At 51.7% G+C, this 17,816-nt stretch carries 22 protein-coding genes, 1 other RNA gene and 4 pseudogenes; 10 read left to right on the forward strand and 17 right to left on the reverse strand.

Translation table 11 applies throughout. The features are described from left to right. Positions 1-7: 7 nt before the first annotated feature. Both ssrA and H7A77_RS19895 read left to right on the forward strand, forming a co-directional pair. Positions 8-371: a transfer-messenger RNA gene (ssrA, locus tag H7A77_RS19890) on the forward strand. A gap of 189 nt (positions 372-560) precedes the next feature. After that, a pseudogene (locus tag H7A77_RS19895) lies at positions 561-1,730 on the forward strand (integrase domain-containing protein). Between the two features lie 34 nt (positions 1,731-1,764). Here the strand turns inward: H7A77_RS19895 and H7A77_RS19900 are convergent. From H7A77_RS19900 to H7A77_RS19925, 6 genes and pseudogenes are all read right to left on the reverse strand, one after another. After that, the gene (locus tag H7A77_RS19900) at positions 1,765-3,462 is read right to left on the reverse strand and encodes a DUF2326 domain-containing protein (RefSeq protein WP_182074549.1); all 1,698 of its coding nucleotides are present in this window, start codon (positions 3,460-3,462) and stop codon (positions 1,765-1,767) included. Continuing rightward, entirely contained in the window at positions 3,449-3,682 is a 234-nt protein-coding gene (locus tag H7A77_RS19905; RefSeq protein WP_182074550.1) for an ABC-three component system middle component 6, read from the reverse strand. Before H7A77_RS19905 ends, H7A77_RS19900 begins: the two co-directional genes overlap by 14 nt. Beyond that, positions 3,669-4,217, reverse strand: a complete 549-nt coding sequence (locus H7A77_RS19910) for a hypothetical protein (protein WP_182074551.1) — start codon at positions 4,215-4,217, stop codon at positions 3,669-3,671. The genes H7A77_RS19905 and H7A77_RS19910 overlap by 14 nt, the downstream gene beginning before the upstream one ends. Positions 4,218-4,219: 2 nt before the next feature. Beyond that, entirely contained in the window at positions 4,220-4,471 is a 252-nt protein-coding gene (locus H7A77_RS19915) for a hypothetical protein (RefSeq protein WP_182074552.1), read from the reverse strand. Between the two features lie 437 nt (positions 4,472-4,908). Then, positions 4,909-5,162 (reverse strand): annotated as a pseudogene (locus H7A77_RS19920) (ogr/Delta-like zinc finger family protein). Then, positions 5,159-5,884, reverse strand: a complete 726-nt coding sequence (locus H7A77_RS19925; protein WP_182074553.1) for an NAD-dependent aldehyde dehydrogenase — start codon at positions 5,882-5,884, stop codon at positions 5,159-5,161. The pseudogene H7A77_RS19920 and the gene H7A77_RS19925 overlap by 4 nt, the downstream one beginning before the upstream one ends. Positions 5,885-6,429: 545 nt before the next feature. Here H7A77_RS19925 and H7A77_RS19930 point away from each other — a divergent pair. Together H7A77_RS19930 and H7A77_RS19935 are read left to right on the forward strand one after the other, a co-directional pair. After that, the gene (locus H7A77_RS19930) at positions 6,430-6,690 is read left to right on the forward strand and encodes an AlpA family transcriptional regulator (protein WP_182074554.1); all 261 of its coding nucleotides are present in this window, start codon (positions 6,430-6,432) and stop codon (positions 6,688-6,690) included. Then, positions 6,687-6,854 (forward strand): hypothetical protein, encoded by a 168-nt coding sequence (locus tag H7A77_RS19935; protein ID WP_182074573.1) that lies wholly within the window; start codon positions 6,687-6,689, stop codon positions 6,852-6,854. Before H7A77_RS19930 ends, H7A77_RS19935 begins: the two co-directional genes overlap by 4 nt. Here H7A77_RS19935 and H7A77_RS19940 read toward each other — a convergent pair. After that, positions 6,841-7,101, reverse strand: a pseudogene (locus H7A77_RS19940) (transposase); the annotation flags it as partial. The gene H7A77_RS19935 and the pseudogene H7A77_RS19940 overlap by 14 nt on opposite strands. A gap of 805 nt (positions 7,102-7,906) precedes the next feature. Here H7A77_RS19940 and H7A77_RS19945 point away from each other — a divergent pair. Continuing rightward, a complete protein-coding gene (locus H7A77_RS19945; RefSeq protein ID WP_182074555.1) occupies positions 7,907-8,866 on the forward strand; it encodes a reverse transcriptase family protein in 960 nt (319 codons plus the stop codon). Between the two features lie 211 nt (positions 8,867-9,077). On the opposite strand, the gene H7A77_RS19950 is transcribed toward H7A77_RS19945, so the two are convergent. The 4 genes from H7A77_RS19950 to H7A77_RS19965 form a co-directional block, all read right to left on the reverse strand. After that, the gene (locus H7A77_RS19950; RefSeq protein ID WP_182074556.1) at positions 9,078-9,425 is read right to left on the reverse strand and encodes a DUF6404 family protein; all 348 of its coding nucleotides are present in this window, start codon (positions 9,423-9,425) and stop codon (positions 9,078-9,080) included. Between the two features lie 101 nt (positions 9,426-9,526). Next, positions 9,527-11,188, reverse strand: coding sequence for a DUF2534 family protein (locus H7A77_RS19955; protein WP_182074557.1), 1,662 nt, complete (start codon positions 11,186-11,188; stop codon positions 9,527-9,529). 71 nt (positions 11,189-11,259) lie between these two features. Further along, positions 11,260-11,676, reverse strand: coding sequence for a DUF2946 domain-containing protein (locus tag H7A77_RS19960; protein WP_206191941.1), 417 nt, complete (start codon positions 11,674-11,676; stop codon positions 11,260-11,262). 112 nt (positions 11,677-11,788) lie between these two features. Then, positions 11,789-12,241 (reverse strand): GNAT family N-acetyltransferase, encoded by a 453-nt coding sequence (locus tag H7A77_RS19965; protein ID WP_042785778.1) that lies wholly within the window; start codon positions 12,239-12,241, stop codon positions 11,789-11,791. A 100-nt stretch (positions 12,242-12,341) separates the two neighbouring features. On the opposite strand from H7A77_RS19965, the gene H7A77_RS19970 reads away from it, so the two are divergent. After that, positions 12,342-13,076 carry a bifunctional 2-polyprenyl-6-hydroxyphenol methylase/3-demethylubiquinol 3-O-methyltransferase UbiG gene (locus H7A77_RS19970; protein ID WP_182074558.1) on the forward strand — a complete coding sequence of 245 codons (735 nt, stop codon included), beginning with the start codon at positions 12,342-12,344 and terminating at the stop codon, positions 13,074-13,076. A gap of 59 nt (positions 13,077-13,135) precedes the next feature. Here H7A77_RS19970 and H7A77_RS19975 read toward each other — a convergent pair whose 3' ends face one another. Together H7A77_RS19975 and H7A77_RS19980 are read right to left on the reverse strand one after the other, a co-directional pair. Beyond that, a complete protein-coding gene (locus tag H7A77_RS19975; protein WP_127146539.1) occupies positions 13,136-13,636 on the reverse strand; it encodes a GNAT family N-acetyltransferase in 501 nt (166 codons plus the stop codon). Positions 13,637-13,787: 151 nt separating this feature from the next. Further along, positions 13,788-14,303: a DUF1543 domain-containing protein gene (locus H7A77_RS19980; protein ID WP_182074559.1), complete on the reverse strand. Its 516-nt coding sequence runs from the start codon at positions 14,301-14,303 to the stop codon at positions 13,788-13,790. Positions 14,304-14,423: 120 nt separating this feature from the next. On the opposite strand from H7A77_RS19980, the gene H7A77_RS19985 reads away from it, so the two are divergent. Beyond that, positions 14,424-14,606 carry a YodC family protein gene (locus H7A77_RS19985; RefSeq protein ID WP_182074560.1) on the forward strand — a complete coding sequence of 61 codons (183 nt, stop codon included), beginning with the start codon at positions 14,424-14,426 and terminating at the stop codon, positions 14,604-14,606. A gap of 32 nt (positions 14,607-14,638) precedes the next feature. Here H7A77_RS19985 and H7A77_RS19990 read toward each other — a convergent pair whose 3' ends face one another. Both H7A77_RS19990 and H7A77_RS19995 read right to left on the reverse strand, forming a co-directional pair. After that, positions 14,639-14,917 (reverse strand): GNAT family N-acetyltransferase, encoded by a 279-nt coding sequence (locus tag H7A77_RS19990; RefSeq protein ID WP_033644139.1) that lies wholly within the window; start codon positions 14,915-14,917, stop codon positions 14,639-14,641. A 1-nt stretch (position 14,918) separates the two neighbouring features. Next, a complete protein-coding gene (locus tag H7A77_RS19995) occupies positions 14,919-15,149 on the reverse strand; it encodes a (4Fe-4S)-binding protein (RefSeq protein ID WP_016929825.1) in 231 nt (76 codons plus the stop codon). 192 nt (positions 15,150-15,341) lie between these two features. Here H7A77_RS19995 and H7A77_RS20000 point away from each other — a divergent pair, with 192 nt between their 5' ends. Further along, complete coding sequence (locus tag H7A77_RS20000; protein WP_016929826.1) at positions 15,342-15,755, forward strand: DoxX family protein; 414 nt, start codon at positions 15,342-15,344, stop codon at positions 15,753-15,755. A gap of 50 nt (positions 15,756-15,805) precedes the next feature. On the opposite strand, the pseudogene smrA reads toward H7A77_RS20000, so the two are convergent. Next, a pseudogene (gene smrA, locus H7A77_RS20005) lies at positions 15,806-16,378 on the reverse strand (DNA endonuclease SmrA). A gap of 184 nt (positions 16,379-16,562) precedes the next feature. On the opposite strand from smrA, the gene H7A77_RS20010 reads away from it, so the two are divergent. Then, complete coding sequence (locus H7A77_RS20010) at positions 16,563-16,898, forward strand: MbeD/MobD family mobilization/exclusion protein (protein WP_033644141.1); 336 nt, start codon at positions 16,563-16,565, stop codon at positions 16,896-16,898. Positions 16,899-16,965: 67 nt separating this feature from the next. Further along, positions 16,966-17,412, forward strand: coding sequence for a DUF1198 family protein (locus tag H7A77_RS20015; protein WP_033644142.1), 447 nt, complete (start codon positions 16,966-16,968; stop codon positions 17,410-17,412). A 25-nt stretch (positions 17,413-17,437) separates the two neighbouring features. On the opposite strand, the gene H7A77_RS20020 is transcribed toward H7A77_RS20015, so the two are convergent. Then, entirely contained in the window at positions 17,438-17,776 is a 339-nt protein-coding gene (locus H7A77_RS20020; RefSeq protein WP_042785237.1) for a DUF2002 family protein, read from the reverse strand. Positions 17,777-17,816: the final 40 nt, after the last annotated feature.

Below are 17,816 nucleotides of genomic sequence, written 5' to 3' on the forward strand. Positions count from 1 at the left end.
GTTACTTGGGGCTGATTCTGGATTCGACGGGATTTGCGAAGCCCTAGGAGCATGCCGAGGGGCGGTTGGCCTCGTAAAAAGCCGCAAAAAAATAGTCGCAAACGACGAAAACTACGCTTTAGCAGCTTAATACCCTGCTTAGAGCCCTCTCTCCCTAGCCTCCGCTCTTAGGACGGGGATCAAGAGAGGTCAAACCCAAAAGAGATCGCGTGGATGTCCTGCCTGGGGCTGAAGCGTTAAACTCAATCAGGCTAGTCTGTCAGTAGCGTGTCCATCCGCAGCTGGCCGGCGAATGTAAAGATTGGACTAAGCATGTAGTGCCGACGGTGTAGTAATTTCGGACGGGGGTTCAAATCCCCCCAGCTCCACCAAATACGTCGCCAGTGAACCAGATAGACCCGGCGATAATAGCGAAAAAGCCCACAACTTCGGTTGCGGGCTTTTTTGTATCCGTAACCATCCGAGCGCATCCGGCTAAATCCGGTGATTATTGGTATACGGTTAGGTATACGCTAAAATGTATGCCAATTACGTATACCAATAAACGGACGATCCCTTGCATGGCGCGGACTACACGCCCCTCACCAATACTGAAGTACAAAAAACCAGAGCACTCGAGAAAGACCTCACCCTGCATGACGGAGACGAGCTCTTTCTTCTGGTAAAAGCTAATGGCAAAAAGCAATGGCGCTTCCGTTATCAGCGACCAGCAACGAAACAGCGTACCATGATGGGGCTAGGCCCCTACCCAGCCCTGTCACTTGCCGACGCTCGAGCAATTCGTGCAGATTACCTTTCCATGCTAGCTAAGGGTGTTGACCCGCAAACCAAGGCCGAGCAAGCGGCAGAGCAGAACAGCACCAAATCGCTTTAGACAGCATTTTCTCAACCGTCGCGGCCAATTGGTTTGCCCTTAAGCGAACAAGCGTAACCGAAGATTATGCTAAAGATATCTGGCGTTCTTTGGATAAAGATATTTTTCCAAGCATCGGAGACATTCCGGTTCAGGAAATTAAGGCGCGAACGCTGATTGAAGCATTGGAACCAATTAAAGCGTGCGGTGCATTGGAGACCGTTCGCCGCTTGATACAGCGCATCAACGAAATTATGATATTTGCGGTTAATACAGGTCTGATTGATTCAAACCCGACATCAGGAATCGGCATGGCCTTTGAGAAACCTAAAAAGCAAAACATGCCGACGCTACGACCAGAAGAACTACCAAAATTGATGCGTTCGCTGGAAATGTCAAATCTGTCCGTTTCGACTCGTTGCCTTATTGAATGGCAGCTACTGACCCTTATACGCCCTTCTGAAGCTTCGGGCGCCCGATGGGAAGAGATCGATCTCAACTCAAAACTCTGGACGATTCCTGCCGAACGGATGAAAGCAAAACGGGAGCATATCGTTCCTTTATCACCTCAAGCATTAGATATTTTGGAGGTAATGAAACCTATCAGTGCTCATCGTGAGCATATTTTTCCTAGTAGAAATGACCCAAAGCAACCCATGAATAGCCAAACTGCTAATGCAGCATTAAGCATATCGGCTATGGTGGTAAGCTGGTTGCTCATGGGCTACGTTCTATTGCGAGTACAGCATTGAATGAAGCAGGTATTAATGCAGATGTTATTGAAGCGGCTCTTGCTCATAGCGATAAGAATGAAGTACGAAGAGCCTACAATCGCTCAACGTACTTAAATAAAAGAGTAGAACTCATGAATTGGTAGGGGTTGTTTGCCCATAGCCCAACCCCCTCGATGTTCAAACTTTAAAGAATTTATTCGTTGAAGAAAGCTCTAATATAGAGTTTTCTTCTATTAATTTTAAATCACCTGCCTCAGAAAACTTATCACTCAAAATCGAAACAATATATTGACCATTTATACCATTCGCCTCTGAGAATATATCTCTAATTTGATTTATATCAACATCCTCAATACTATCATGAATGACAAAAGTTGGTCTTTTTAATTTAATCTTATCCACGAACTTTATATAAGCCAAATCAAATGCAGTTATTTCACCCTTCTTTTTTCCTCCTGTGCTGTTTGGTGTTACACAAGATATCCCTAAATTGCACTTTCCTTTATCAGTATCAAATGAAAGATCAAAAATGTATCGTTCATTATATATTTCTTTGGTTAAATCACCAAAAAACTCATTGAAAATTTCTATGTTACGCTCTAAACCTTGTACTGCAAATTCTATTTTTCGAAGCAATAACTCTCTACTATCTTCAAGTGACTTAATTAAGCCAACCGTTTCATTTATTCTTTTAAGGTTAGACTCTATGCTAGCAAGATTTTCACGCAACTCGGTCAATTTACTGTATAGCTGATTAATAGACTTTAATGTTTCAGGCTCTTTAATTGTTTTAAATAAAGATGACTCGAAGGCATGTAAATTATTTATTCTTACATTTATTAAATCACTTTCTCCTTGCTTCTTTGTTAGCTCTGATTCCAGAAAGTTAATTTTGTTCCTAATCACATCATTGTGAAATAGGATCATTTCTTCGTATGAGTGCTTTAGCTCCCCCTTGAAATACACCCCAGCCGCCTTATAAATGTCAATAAGGTCATCTTCTATAATTTGAGTTATATTGTTTTTCAATGCTAAAATTGACTCTTCAATATTACGCTCTCTCATTTTCAGAGAAGCATACTGCAAAGAATAATCACTGATTATCGATTGTATCTCTGACAGTTTTTTCAAACTCTCATCATGACTATCTTTAAAGTCGAAATTTTTAATGTTTCTTTCAGCCTCTAAAATTTCCTTCCTAAGAGGCTTGATCATTTTTGATAATACAGTTTCTCGATTAGGGTTCCTATATGCAGAAAGAAATGCCTTTTGTTTTTTTATTTCTTTATTAAAATCACTCTTTTCCTTTATCAATGGCAAGCCATTAAATCCAAATAAAAATAAATATAACAAATCATAGACATCAGCAGTTGTGTTACCATGCAAGAAATAAATAGTCATTTGCATTTTTTCATTCGTATTACGAATAAATTTATGAGTGACATTTCTTAAGCTTGGTTTATCCGTTGTTAATCCAAAGATAGATTGGGATACAAACTTCAAATATTCTTTTTTATCCACCTCTATTTCATCAATAAAATATTTTGAATTTTTTTCATCAGTGGACATTATACGGGAGATAACTGCATTTCTATTCTCTACCGTTTTGAAATCAAGTTTAAACCGTAAATCATTATCATCAATTAGAGACACTATTTCAGGAATATCTTTTCCAAACTCAGCATCGTGATAAATGTCATGCCCTGAAGACATAAACAAGTAATCTAAAACACGAGAAAGTGTTGACTTTCCAACACTATTACCACTTTCCTTTCCAGATGTGCGCTTATTGACAATTAAATTTAGGCCATCCTTAAACTCAACCTCTCTCACAACAGTGTTATTTTTTAATATAGTAAGTTTATTGAGCCGCATACGTAATGCCTCCATTCTCGTCTAACTCAATCACACCAATAGCAAAGAGCCAATCCAAAGAATAAAGAAAAAGATCAAACGAAAGTTCAAAAATTTCATTTACCAAGTCATATAGCCGCGATATATCCATTGTTCTAGAATCATTGCTTTGAAAGATTTTAATGATCCGCGCGCCAATATATACAGGATTTGCTTTTGGGTCCGTGTCAATTGTAATCATTTGGATTCTCCAGCACTATACATTCGATAATAGAATAGCTAACAATTATGCGAATGCCATAGTCAATATCCTCTTGCAAAAACTCCACACCTAAATCCGAGCAAGAGCTAACTATTTCCTGCGCTGAAAAAACAACATCATCAATTATATTGTCGGAGTTTTTCCTGATAATTTCGATGTTGAATGGCTTTTCATAAATGCCATACTTTCCCAACGCTGTATTATAATAAGTCCTAAACTGTCTTTTTAGCTTGACGCTCCCATTATATATTATGCTATCTAGCGTTTTAATGGAATTATCAACAAGTAAGGCATCTTCTTTATATAACTCAGCTACCCACCTATTTCGTTTCAGGTCATTGAATGAAATTTTAGCGTCAATATTGGATGGAGTTCTATTTATACTTTGCACCACACCAACTGGATTAGCAATTATTTCAATCAACTTACCAATAACACTTGCCCTCAGGACTCTTGGCTGGTTATTTATAAGCACAGGGCCATTATTGTCGTTAAAATTCACACCCGAAGTCATTCTCACCCCCGATTATCAATATTAACAGGCCCATTATTATCCTGAAAATATTGAGAACGCTCGCCTTGAATAACATTATTCTCATTATTTGTTATTTTTGCATTAAGTTCTTCAATTGTTACCTCAAGCTGTTCCACCTTTCTATTACTAGAATTTAATTGTACGGTTTGATATATTGCAATGCAGCCAGAAATAACTCCAACCACATACCCAAAAGCACTTACATATTCATTAGAAAGTATAGTTGCGATCATTTGAAACTCCATTTCAATTTTAATATTTTTCGGTTACAGAGATTACTTCTAAGAGCATAGCAAGTATTAATTAGTAAATGAATATTTTTTGATCGCTCTTGCCGTTATGATCTCATTTGAAATGATTTCATCCACCTTACAAGCCACTATTGCACTTGTATGAGCAAAACCTCTTTTGACTCCCATCGCGCGCAATACTTCCCCCGCCTCGCCTGCGCACTTCATGTGTCGCTTTTCATGCAGTTGCATGAACGACCGCAGGCCGCGCCAGTACTGGTGCTGGCAGGGATGAAAAGTGCATTTTCTTGCATGCAAAATCATGCACCCTATGCATGCACGCGTAATTTGAGGCTGGCTAGCCAGGAAAAAGGCTGTTTTGGGCGAGGCGGAAGGGGAATGCCCCGCGGTGCTGTCGAGAGCGGCGGGGCGGAGTGTGATTAGTGCAGGGTCGGATTGTTGTTGTAGCGGCGATAGCGGTTCAATGTCCGTTTCTCGGGCGGTGGCAGGGCGTTCTCATCGACCGGTTGCGCTTGTATCGGCTGGCACAGGATTTTATCGACGCTTTCCACCGTCTTGAATGTGCAAGAACAGGTCAGGCTCTGACATTGGTAATACGCCTCTTTCGTCGCTCCGTGATATAGCGACTGGTGCGGGTATAGGATGCATGGGTGCACAGCGGGCAGCGCATCATGATTTGGCCCCCTTCTGCTGCAAGCGTTGACGTTTTTCCTTCAGTTCTGCGACAGCCTGCATACGTTTGGATGGACTGTTTTGCAGTTCCAGCAATGCGCCCGTTTCTTCCGGTATCGTCAGGCCAATCTCATTAAGCACCGGGTGGTCGATATTTTGCTGTGCCATGGCAACGTGAATACGGCCTTGTAGCGTTCCCAGTACCTGTTGCTCAATCATTTTCATCGGATTGTCCGCATAGACGCCGTAAGCCCGTGAAGCCAGTGCACAAGCCTTGATAACGTCAGGGCTGATAAGCGCTGTGCTCAGCGTATCCACTGCCTGATGCATCGCATGAGCAGCAAAGGTCGTGAGGGCGTCTTTGTGCGCGTTCACCACCTTCGGGGCTGTACCACCGCAGCTGAGGTGAAGCTGCATTTTGTCCAGCTCCATCTCTTCAATCAGGCCGTCGAACTCTTTCGCCAGCTCCCGCTTGGAAAGCCGGCTGTGGTGCTGCGCTTGCAGTTCCGGCGTCATCTCCCCGCGCAGTTTGCGAAACAGGGTGCGCCACTGGCTTTCTGCCTCATGGCTTTGCACTTCGGTGTCTTTCTTCTGTTGGTGGCAGCGAGCAATGCCGGTTACGACATCGGTCAACGCCTGATAGTTTTTGTCGTGGGCGGCGCGAACGTCACGCAGGGCTTGCAGTTTATCGGTGATGTATTTCGGTAAGGTGGTGGTGCTCATGGGGTTATCTCCGGTGTCAGTCAATGTGAGGCTATTCTGCTGACTGCCGTACAACATCGCCATTCATCCCAGTTGGACTGTCCGCAGGACAACAGTCTCGAAAAATGACGATAAAACCATCAAAGCGTTTTTAGTTTTATATAAAACTATTCACAACTGTTCACTCTAATAAAAAACATAGATAAATCAGTTATTAAAGTAGTGAATAGTTTCACTAAAACTCGTCACCCAGTGTTCACCACTGTTCACTTTTCTAAAAAAGACCTTTTCTCTGGCTAGCCGTGGTTATATTTATTTTTGATTTTCCTGCCTATTTATAAATCGATTATTGATTGCTGAAAGCTATGATTTGAAAGTGAGGAAGGGTGAGGAGCGATGGGCTAATGCAACTTAGTGCAATTCGTTGTTTTTACGTGAAATTCCTTAGCCCATCACACAACATCCCCTTGTTGCCACCCCGCAAAATATTCTCATAATAGGGCGCTACCAGACGAACCCACACAGCACCGGTGAAATCCCACCGGGTATAAACGAGGTAGCATTCCATGTTTGCAGTTACCACACAGACCCCTTCCACATTCCCGACCGTCCCGGTCGATTACATGCCCCGTGAGCGTTTCATTCGCCTGCCCGAAGTGCTTTACACCACCGGGCTGTCACGCTCTACCGTCTACGAAATGATGACCCGCAAGCAGTTCCCGGCCCAAGTTTCCCTTGGCGGTAAAACCGTCACGTGGCTCGAATCAGAAGTCGAAAGCTGGATGGCTGAACGTATCGCCAACCGTCATCAGGGGGCCGCAGCATGATGCGGTTAACCTTTGGTCGCCAGCACTTTACCCTGAGCGACAACGACGCACTGTTTGTGGCAGAAGCCATCCTGTTGCAACGCAAACAGCCGGATATTGTCTTACCGGAGCTCCGCAGCGAAAAACACGGCGTTATCGCTGGCTTTAAAGCTTTTTTTCGATAACGTCTTTCAGGGCCCGACATTCAAGGCTGAGATCAGAAAACATCTGTTTTAGCCGCCGGTTTTCGTCCTCCAGATCCTTCATCTTTTTGATATCAGAAGCTTCCATCCCGCCATACTTTGCTTTCCAGTTGTAATAGTAAGCTTCGGATATTCCCGCTTCGCGGCAAACATCCTTAACGGTACGTCCAGCTTCGACAGACTTCAGAACGGTAATGATCTGGTGCTCGGTGAATCGGGCTTTACGCATGACGATCTCCTCAGGGAACATAATCAGTATGTCGGAAGATCTCTAAAAGTGAATGGTCCGTTTTACCGGGATGCTTACATTTCAATTTATTGTAGCTACAACAATACCTGAATTCAGCTTCCTGCCGGGGAGTTGAATTCGCGTCCTAATTATCCTCCTCAACATCACTCACATTTCGAAACAAATATCTAACCGACCTATTGCTAACAACATGAATATGATCATAAAATTATCCTGCTAGTACCTAGGAGAGACTTTCTCGCAAAAGCTTGATGGTCTGCTTGTCAGCCATCGTGGAGGTTTCGGCCTCTAATCTCTCCCCCACACGACGCATGCTACGCTTACGCAGTGTTCCAACGTTCCGATGCAACGCATCACCGACGCTCTGGGCCATACTGGGATAGCTAGGATTGCTGGATCTGTGGCGAGAGGACGTCACTCTGTGACGTCGAAAACTGGGGTTAATTGCTGAACATCTCTTATTCCTGTCAGTTCAGGCGAGACTGGTGGCCATGTTGGTCATCGGGAACTGAAAGGGAGATGTAATATGGGTCGTAAGACACGTAAAAGTCGAAAGACACATACAAGTCGAAAGACACGTAAGAAATACCAGGCTAGTGTTCAGCAAACGTTTTGTGTGAAGGAGAAACTAAAGAAATACTCCAAAGATACCGGTAAGTACTTCCTTGCTTTGGTTTTCAGCGAAGTGTTTTCTACGGTTTTTCATTCTGAAGCTGTTGCCTCCATCTTTGCATCCATCAAGGGATTCCTGTAATGGAGGCTATAATGGATTGGAGAAACAACGATGAAAAGCACAAAACGTACCCCTAGTCTTCAAAGATCCCCAAAGATTTATCCTTTGAATCAATCCCCTCTATTCAAGCTTAAAACCAGAAAAAAATTGCTTGAAATCATAGGGTTATCAAAGAAGCAGGCTGATAAACTCATGCTTGACTCTGCGTACAAAGAATTCGAAAACGACGCAGGAAGGAAGATTCAGGAACCAATTGCCCAGCTCAAAGCGGTTCACAGGAAGATCGGCGTTTTATTAAGCAGAATCGAATTACCTTTATACCTTCACTCCGGTCGGAAGAAACATTCAACACTAACTAATGCAGAATCACATAAGCAAGCAATTGAACTTCTGAAACTCGACATTCACAAGTTTTTCCCCTCAACTAGGGCTACGAAGGTCTACAAGGCATTTGTTGAGAAATTTGAGATGTCACCTGATGTGGCTTATGTAATGACCAATCTCGCAACCTTTGCAGGAAAAGTACCCACAGGCAGCCCGATAAGCATGGCTATGGCGTTTTGGGCCAATAAAGATATGTTCGACGAGCTTAGCAACCTTGCGGCCTCAAACAGCTTGGTATTTACGGCATATGTTGACGATGTAGCGTTCTCCGGTTCGAAAATCCCAAAAGGATTTGCCGCCCAAGCTAAAAATTGTATTCGTTCTCATGGCCTCACCTCTAAAGACAAGAAAGAGCGATTTTATCCAGCATCAGAGGGAAAGCTGCTTACAGGGATAGTGATTCAGGATGGAGAACTTAAGGTTCGTTGGGCACACAATGATTCGATCGGAAAAGAATTCGCTACTTTGGCTGAAGCAACAGACAACACTGCAAAAATAATCCATCTAGAAAAGCTAGCAGGCAAGCTGCATGCAGCTGGTCAAGTTGACTTCAGACAGAAAGACAGAGCTCGCTTCTTCACTCAGCAACTCAAAGCAGCCAAAAAGCAATCAACTCAGAGCAGTTAGGACTATTGATCCTAGCTAGTTGGGTGTGCCATACTGCTGTGACATTGATTCCCGCTACATTGCTCAAAGAATCAGACAGTTAGTATTTGGTGTCGCTTCAAGCCAGCTCCACCAAATACGTCGCCAGTGAACCAGATAGACCCGGCGATAATAGCGAAAAAGCCCACAACTTCGGTTGCGGGCTTTTTTGTTTTTGTTCTTCACTAACGTGTCAAAGATCGTTCCAGTCCGGCAGCCTGTTCGCCTTTTTCCGCCTATAGTGGAAAAGCGCCATAAAAAAGCCAAACAACAGGCCGGCGGCGAGGCTTAATTTCAGGGCCTCTTCACCGGTATATCCCTGATTTTTCCATACCATGAACCACATCAGCACGCCCCACAGCGGGCCAAACCAAATGCCGAAGAACAGCATATTCAGCCAGAAAGGCGCAAACGGCGGCGGTGGCATATTCACGTCCATTCGCCACAGCAGTCGCAAGATTGGCGGCGCATAGTTGCTCCGCCACATCTTCTTTTCCTCCATCAGCGCTATCGCCTTATCCCTTTGTTGTTCAAACGTCATCGTTCGCTTCCTTTCAGTGGAGATTACCCTTTGGTGAGAGGATACGCGCTTAAGCCACATCCCTAAATATCCGGCATGCCCGCAGGCATGCCGGACGCTCCTCACCGCCCCTCTTTCTCCCCCAGGAAGAAATACCACAGCGGAATGGAAAGCAGCAGGGTGAACACCAGCGTATACAGCAGCACCATCAGGCTCTGCATGATCACCATCTGGGCACTCCAGGTGCCGATCGGCAGTTGGAATTGCTCGACGGTGCCGCCGAGGATCGCCCGGCCCATCACGCAGCCGACCGCCACCGCCACCGTCGCCACCGCCGCGCGGAACTTGCGCACCTCGGCGCGGCGGGCGGCGGCTTCCGGCGTTTCGTCCCGAAGCCCTTGCCGCTGGCCGCGCCAGCGCCACACGTCCACCAGCAGCAACGCCGCGAGGCTCACGCCCATTACCGGCAGGCAATAACCCAGCGCCGCTGCTACCAGCAGCGTGACGGCGCGGGCAGGCAGAGAAAGCGCCAGCCAGGCGGCAACCAGGGTCTGCACCGGATGCTGCGCACCCGCCGCCGGGCGGCGCATCCACCACATGCGGTAACCCAGCACGATCGTTAAGCACAGCCCGAGGCCGAACGCCGCCAGCAGCAGCTGATTCGGCAAGCCGAACAGAATGCCCATGTGGGCGTCGATGCCCCAGCGGGTCAGCTTGGCGATGAGCGGGAAGGTGTCGAACCGCACCTGGTCGACGACGGCGAAGCTTTGCGGCGCGATGGCAACCGCGTCCACCTGCGTCGGCCAGCTGCGATCTACTTCGGTCACCGTCCAGGCTTTGCCCTCGCCTTTCGGCTGGCGCAGCTCGACCTTAGCGGCGTCTATTCCGGCGGCGCGCGCGGCGTGCAGCGCCCGATCCCAATCGCCGTTCAGCGCATTGCTTTGCGCGGCAGGGCTCATCTTCATGCCCGGCATCATCCCGCGGTGCTCGGCGTGCGGATCGGTCGGCGTCTGCGGCGCATCGGCCTGCAGACTGGTGTTGACCTGCGGCGTCAGCCAGCCCAGGTTGGCCCGCAGCGCGTCGATGTTGCCGCCGGCCCACTGCGACCAGGTCAGCCCGGTAGCCGAGAAGAACAGCAGCCCGGCCAGCAGCGCCACGCCCAGCGTGATATGCCAATGGCGGTTAGCGGCGAAGCCCCCTTTCACCCTTTTCAGCTTGCGCTTCGGCCGCGTCGCCAGCCACAGCGCCACGCCGCCCAGCGCGGCTACCCACAGCCAGGAGGCCGCCAGCTCGCTGTAATTACGGCCCAGATCGCCAAGCAGCAGGCTGCTGTGCAGCTTGTCCAGCCAGGTGCGCAGCGGCAGTACGCCGGAAGTGCCGTACACCGTCATATCGCCCTTGATCGCCAGGGTATAGGGATCGACAAACAGCGCACGCGACTCGGAAGCGCCCAGATCGGCACTCGTGAACTGTACGCGCGTGGTGTCCATTGCGCCGGGAGCCGGACGCACGGCGTAAATGCGCGCCTCGTCACCCGCCGCACGGCGGGCGGCGGCGATCTGGTCAGCCAGCGATCTCGCCTGCCCGTGCGGTTCGGTGAAAAGCGCATCGCGATACAGCGCCTCTTCAAGCTGCGGGGTCAGCACATACAGCGTGCCGGACAGTGCAGCGACCAGAATAAAAGGGGCAACCAGCAGGCCGATATAAAAATGCAGCCGTCTGATCAGGTTCAGCATCGCGCCACGCGGCGATGCGGCAGGTGGATTTTTGGTTATTGAAGACATGGCCTTTCTCGTTTTTCAAACTGTGCGCGCAGGCAAACCGTCCGCAGCGATACGGACGGCGTTACCCATGATCAAGCAATAGGGAAAAACGGCTGGCCGGGCGGCCCGCGCGGGCTCGGCCGCAGAGTAAGGCGCCGAAGGGGCGGAGAAACGATGCGCGGCGCGCAAGGCAGGCGCGCGATACGCGCCATCAGCCACAGCAGCGGGACGAATGTCCACAGCAGCAGCGGCACGTGGATCAGCAGCTCGCAATAGCCGCAGAAAATCATCTCCGCCGGGTCCATGCCGTGGTGGCCGGCATGCTCGGCGGCGGGCATCGCCATCCCGTGCATGTCGTGCGGCATGGCGGCTGCCGACTGCGTCATGCCGCCCATCATCGGGTGGTGCGTCAGCGATTTCGACACCACCGGCGCCACAAACAGCAACAGCACCGCCATAATGGCGATGCAGGCGGTAAAGCGTTGCTGTAGCTGACGTGGCACTCTCATCGCGGCGGCGAATTAACCCGGTCGGTGGCGAACAAGCGGCCAGTGTAACCCGCGATGCGCGATGAGGTGAAAGAAAAGTCAGATTTGTCTTGCTCGCCCCCGGCGGCGGCGATCACAGCGCCCGCGAGTAGACCCGCGAGGCTTCGCCCCAGGGGTGATAGCCGAGCCCGTTATAAACGAAGCCGCTGCGTTCGTAGTACCCTTCCAGATCGGTGCACAGGTGCAACTGCGGGAAGCCCAGCCGGCGGGTTTCCGTCGCCACATGCTCAATCAGCTTGGCGCCGTAGCCCCGGCCGCGCTGCGTCTCTTCTACGTAGAGCGCACACAGCCAGGGATACAATTCCCCACGGCTGATAAAGTCGTTGGTAATCAGCCCCGCGCAGCCGAGGATCCGGTCATTTGCCATCAGCAGATACCACTGCGGCAGCGGGTTGGCGGCGCCGAGGCTGCGGTTGATGGCGTCTTCATACATCATCAGCGTTTCTGCCGTGGCCCAGTGCTGCTGAAAATACGCAATGGCGCGCGGCGCCAGTTCGGGCGCTTGCCGCACCGAAATCATGTCCATCGTCATTCCCGTTATTCATGTTGTCAGCGTAGAATTATGCAGCAATATGCACGGTATGGCAGCGGCATTCCGCCGCCGTCATTCACCCCAAGGAGTCATCATGACGCAAAACATCTATGACAATCAGGCCTTCTTCGACGGCTATGCGCAGCTCAGCCGCTCGCAGCACGGCCTGGACGGCGCGCCGGAATGGCCCGCCATCCGCCGCATCCTGCCGGATTTACAGGGCAAAAGCGTGGTCGATCTCGGCTGCGGCTACGGCTGGTTCTGCCGCAGCGCCCGCGAACAGGGCGCAGCCAGCGTGCTGGGGCTGGACGTTTCGGAAAAGATGCTGGCCAAAGCGCGGGAGATGACCGCCGATGCGGGCATCGAGTACCGTCGGCAAGATTTGGCGCAGTTGAAGCTGCCGCCGGAAAGTTACGGTCTGGTCTACAGCTCGCTGACGCTGCACTACCTCGAGGATCTGGCCGCGCTGTTCGCCACGGTTTACGCCGCGCTGAAACCCGGCGGGCAGTTCATCTTCACCGCCGAGCACCCGATCTACACCGCCCCGGCGCAGCAGGGCTGGCTGACCGACGGCAACGGGCAGAAATCCTGGCCGGTCAACGGCTACCAACGGGAAGGCCGGCGCGTCTCCAACTGGCTGGCGGAAGGCGTCATCAAGCAGCACCGCACGCTCGGCAGCTATATCAACCCGCTGGCGCAGCAAGGGTTTATCATCCAGCATTTGAACGAATGGGGCCCCAGCGCGCAGCAAATCGCCGCTACCCCGGCGCTGGACGAAGAGCAGGAACGCCCGATGATCTTCATTCTCGCCGCCCGCAAACCCGCCTGATTGATCCGCAGTAAACCGTTCACACCACCACAGTTGGGGAGGCCGCCTCCCCCCAACGGCTATTGTACCGGCAGCGCCGCCCCGTGCGCCGCGAAGTGCGTCAGCGCCTCGCCCTCCATGCGATAACGCACCCACTCGCCCTGCGGCTGCGCGCCGATGCTAAGGTAGAAATCGATAGCCGGCTGATTCCAGTCCAGCACGCTCCACTCCAGGCGGCCGCACTGCCGCTCGCACGCCAGTTGGGCGATGTGCCGCAGCAGCGTTTTACCGGCGCCCGCGCCGCGATGCTTCGGCGCCACGTACAGGTCTTCCAGATAGATGCCGTTTTTACCCAGCCAGGTGGAGTAACTCATAAAGAACACCGCATAACCCGCCGGCTCGCCGTTCACCGTACAAATCAGCGCTTCGGAACAGGCGCCCGGCCCAAACAGGCTGCGTTCGATGTCCTCCACGCTGGCCAGCACCTGCTCGCGCGCCTTTTCGTACACCGCCAGCTCGATAATCATATCCAGAATCAGTTTGGCGTCGCTTTTTTGCGCCGGGTAAATCTCAATGGTCATGGCAAGTCCCGTGTGAGTTGATGGCCGTGCTTGCCAGCATACAGCGCCTCTCATGCTGCATGAACGGCATTTTCATCAACAGGCAATGAATATCATGCATCTGGATTTGAAACGCCTCGATCTCAACCTGCCGCGGGTGTTTGAAGCGGCGTTATAACGCGGGTTCGCCGATCGGCAGATACCCCTGCCACAGCGGCCGGGCCGGTTCGCCGTGCGGGTTGGCGCGCAGATGAACGTGGTAGCCCTGCAGCGCCTGCAGCAGCAGGCAGTCGTCCACCTCAGCCAGATCATCTTTGTGCTGCTGCGCGCTGTCCGTCAGCAGCGCCCGTTTGGCTTTCTCCTTCGCCTCGTCGGCGGAGCGCGCCACAAACAGACCGAACTGGTGCAATTCCGCCAGCTCATCGCTGCGGTAGCCGCCCACGTTGACGAAAAACAGCCTCTCTTCACCGGCAAACGGCGCGGGCTTCAGGCTCACGTCGTAACCGTCCGCCCAGTCGATGCGCGCATAGCCGTCGACATGCACCTTGCGCTTATCGCCGAACCACTTTTCACGTAGCAGCGGATACGCCTCTTCCGGCCGATCCGCCGCCGCGAACTGCACGTCGTGCAACTCAATATTGGCGCCCGGCGCCGTACCGCCCACATAAAACATCAATAATCCCGGCATGTTAATTTGCTCTCCCTGGTAATAGTCGCTGTATAATTTAATACATAACGAAACACCTGCCAACGGCGGCGCCATTCTGTGTTATCAATAGATGAGGTTTAATCTGTTGTGGAGGAACGCATGACATTCAATATCGGTGATTTTGTACAACGCACCACCGGCGGCCCGAAGATGACCGTGGTGGCGATCGACGGCGAAACCCTGGTTTGCAGCTGGAATGAACTGGGTAAAGAGCAGCGCACGGAAGTGCAGGCCAACGAGGTGGCGCTGTACCACGAAGACGGCGATTTCGGCGTCTGCTGAATGACCGGGGCGCGCCGCGCCCCGTTATCGCCTCAGGCGCGAATGTCCTGATAGGCTGGGGTGGTATCGAACTCATGCTTGGCGAACGGGCACAGCGGAATGATTTTACGCTGCTCCGCGCGCATTTTCTCCACCACCAACGCCACCAGCTTTTTGCCGACGCCCTGCCCCTTCAATGACTCATCCACCCAGGTGTGATCGATAATGGTCAGCTTGTCCCCGCTCGGCACGAAAGAGATCTCGGCGATCAACTTGCCGTGCTCGTCATTGATATAAAAACGCTTCTCGTCCGCCAGTATTTTATGATCCATATTATTTCTCCCTATATTTCAGTGCGCCGCTGGGGCAAGTATCGATAACGCGTTTCACTTCGGCCGCGTCGGCATTGTCCGGCATAATCCACGGCCGGCGATTCAGGGTAAAAATAGCCGCGTTGCCACGCACGCAGTTGGCGGAATGGCGGCATATCGCGCTGTTAAAATAAACGTCAATCTTGTCGCCGGAATAACGGCGGTAACCTGCGGCGGTCAATTCTTCATCCATCATGGCCTCACATTGCCCGTTTTATTGTTTTTGCTCCAGGCTCAAGTATAGGCAATGCCGCCGGCTTCACCACGCCTCTCGTCCGCCGAAAAAAGTGGCGCAACCGCCCGCCGCAGCTAGAAAAAAACGTAAATTGTTCTAATCTTTAATCAGCAAGACAACATAATTCCGACAGTGGCTAAGGAGTTCGAAATGGGTGATAGCTCAAAAGACGGCGTAATTCTGCTGTCCCGCATTCTACTGATGGTTCTGTTTATCATTTTCGGCTGGATGAAACTGGTCAACTTCGGTGCGACCGTCACGGCGATGGAAGGCTATGGCACGCCGATGCCTTATTTGGCGGCGATTGTCGCCGTGGTGGTGGAGTTTATTTTCGGCATCGCGCTTATTCTCGGCCTGTTTACTCGCCCTATCGCGGTCATTTTCGCCCTGTATGTGTTGGGCACCGCGTTTATCGGCCATCCGTTCTGGAAAATGACCGGCATGGAAATGATGGGCAACGAAATCAACTTCTTTAAAAATATCAGCATCATTGGCGGTTTGCTGCTGCTGGCGGTGACCGGCGCCGGCCGTTATTCGCTGGACTATAAAATATTTAATAAATAATTCATCGATGGCCGGCGATATGCGCCGGCCATTTTATTTCGGCTATCCTTTCACCGGCTGCGCTTGGCGTGGCGCTCAAAGTTTTCCGCCCTGGCCTGCGCCGATTTACGCAGCGTGACATAGCAGGCGCCCTCGCCGCCGTCGCGCGGTAAGGCGCGGCAAAACGCCTGCACCTGTTCAAACTGCGCCAGCCATTTGGCGACGTAACTGCGTACGATATTCGGATGGCTGTCGTTCTGCCGCCCGCGGCCGTGCACGATAAGCAGCGAACGCAGGTTTTGCGCCTCCGCCTGCATAATGAAGCGGAACAGCGCCTGCCGGCTGGCTTCAACCGGCTGACGCAGCAAATTCAGCGACGCCTGCGGCGGGTAACGCCCGTTGCGCAGCTTGTCCAGCACGCCCTGCTAAATGCCTTCCCCTTTGAACTCCAGCGGCCGATCGCAGGGGATCACCTCGAGGAAATCGGTGCTGAGGAAGTTTTCCTGCATCAGCCGCTGCGCTTCGCGCCGCGCGCTTTTGTCCACCGTCTCCTGCGGCTTGAGGTACAGCGTCTGGCGCCTGCTCGCCAGCGGCACCACGTCTGCCATCGCCTGTTCAAAAAAGTCTTTTTCCTGCTCGCTCATGTTCCACCTCTCTTGAACGGCAGCCTTTACGGCCGGGGATGGGGACGATTGTAAGACGCCTTGGCGCGGTTGCAAGCCGGGAATTGTCAGCGGCATTTGTCTCAATTGTCGTCAACGGGTGAGCTTGCGAGCAGTTTTCGCTATACTGCTAAGCCATCATTGAGTGCCGCAAAGGATCGAGCCCATGACAATGCGCGAGCTGGAAATCCAGTTTCAAAATGCGATGAATGAGTTGCAGAGCAGCTTCGAACGGCAACACCGCGAATGGCAGCGGAGCTACCAGGCGCTGCAGCAACTGCTGGAAGAAGCCAAACAGCGCGAAGCCGCGCTGCGGGCGCAGAATGAACAACTGGCGCGCAAACTGAGCACCGCCAGTTCGGTGCCGGAGCAGCATGCGCTGGTCAAGCAGATCAAAATGCTCGGCGCCCATCTGGACGCGCTGGCCAAAGACGCGGCCACCTTCAATCACCACCTGCGCCAACAGAGCGCGGTCGGTAATTTCAGCGGCGAACAGCATTGATAGCGGGCGCTGTCGCACAGCGCCTCCCGCCCCTCTTCTGGCGTACTGAGAGTGTAATAAAGCCTAAATGACCTGGATCATCCTCGCCGCCCTGATCGTCGTATTCATCATCGGTTACCGCATTTTGACGTCCGATACCCGTAAAGCCATCGATTCGCTGGCCCATCTGCTGAGGGTCAAACCGATGCTGATCGAATCGATGATCCAGGAAATGGGCGGCCGCCAAAGCCAGACCTTTATCCGCATGCTGAACAACGGCTATACCGAAGAGATGCACCAGGCCGCTTACCTGCTGTTCATCTACCTGACGTTCATCAAACAGGCGGACGACGAGCAGATTGGCCATTGGCGCGACGTGCTGCTGCGCGCCGGGCTGTCGCCGGAGCTGCACGCCGAGCACACCGAAGCGGCGCTGTTTTACTTCGCCGAGTTGGATATCGATGCGTTTGAACTGGCGCAGTTCCGCCGCGCCTACAACGAGCGTTTCAACCGCGAAGCGTTGGCCCACGGCTGATAGCGTCCCCCTGGCGGGGGACCGTTTACAGGAACATGCTGTAGAGGTAACGCGACAGCGCTTCGCGCGAGCTGAAGCCGTGTGCGATGCCGTAACGCTGATTCGGCGCGTCGCTGCTTAAATCCAGGGGAAATTCCAGATATTGCTCGCTGGTGCGCACCGGCGAGGTCGGCGTGGCGAAATGCACGCTTCTCTCTTTCAGCGCCGGGTGGATCACCAACGCGGTTCTGCCCATCCGCGCTTCGCGATTCACATACACGTAGTGTGCACCCTTGCGGTAACCATAGGCCTGATCGGTGACATAATCACGCTCAAAGCCGGTATTCTCCAACACTTTAGCCACTTCATCCGGCCGTAAATACATCGATTCCTCCTCTCATTCTGGACCGCTGAGCGACCTTACC

It is taken from the genome of Serratia sp. ME47 (genome assembly GCF_903970925.1).
GTDB lineage: Bacteria > Pseudomonadota > Gammaproteobacteria > Enterobacterales > Enterobacteriaceae > Serratia > Serratia ureilytica.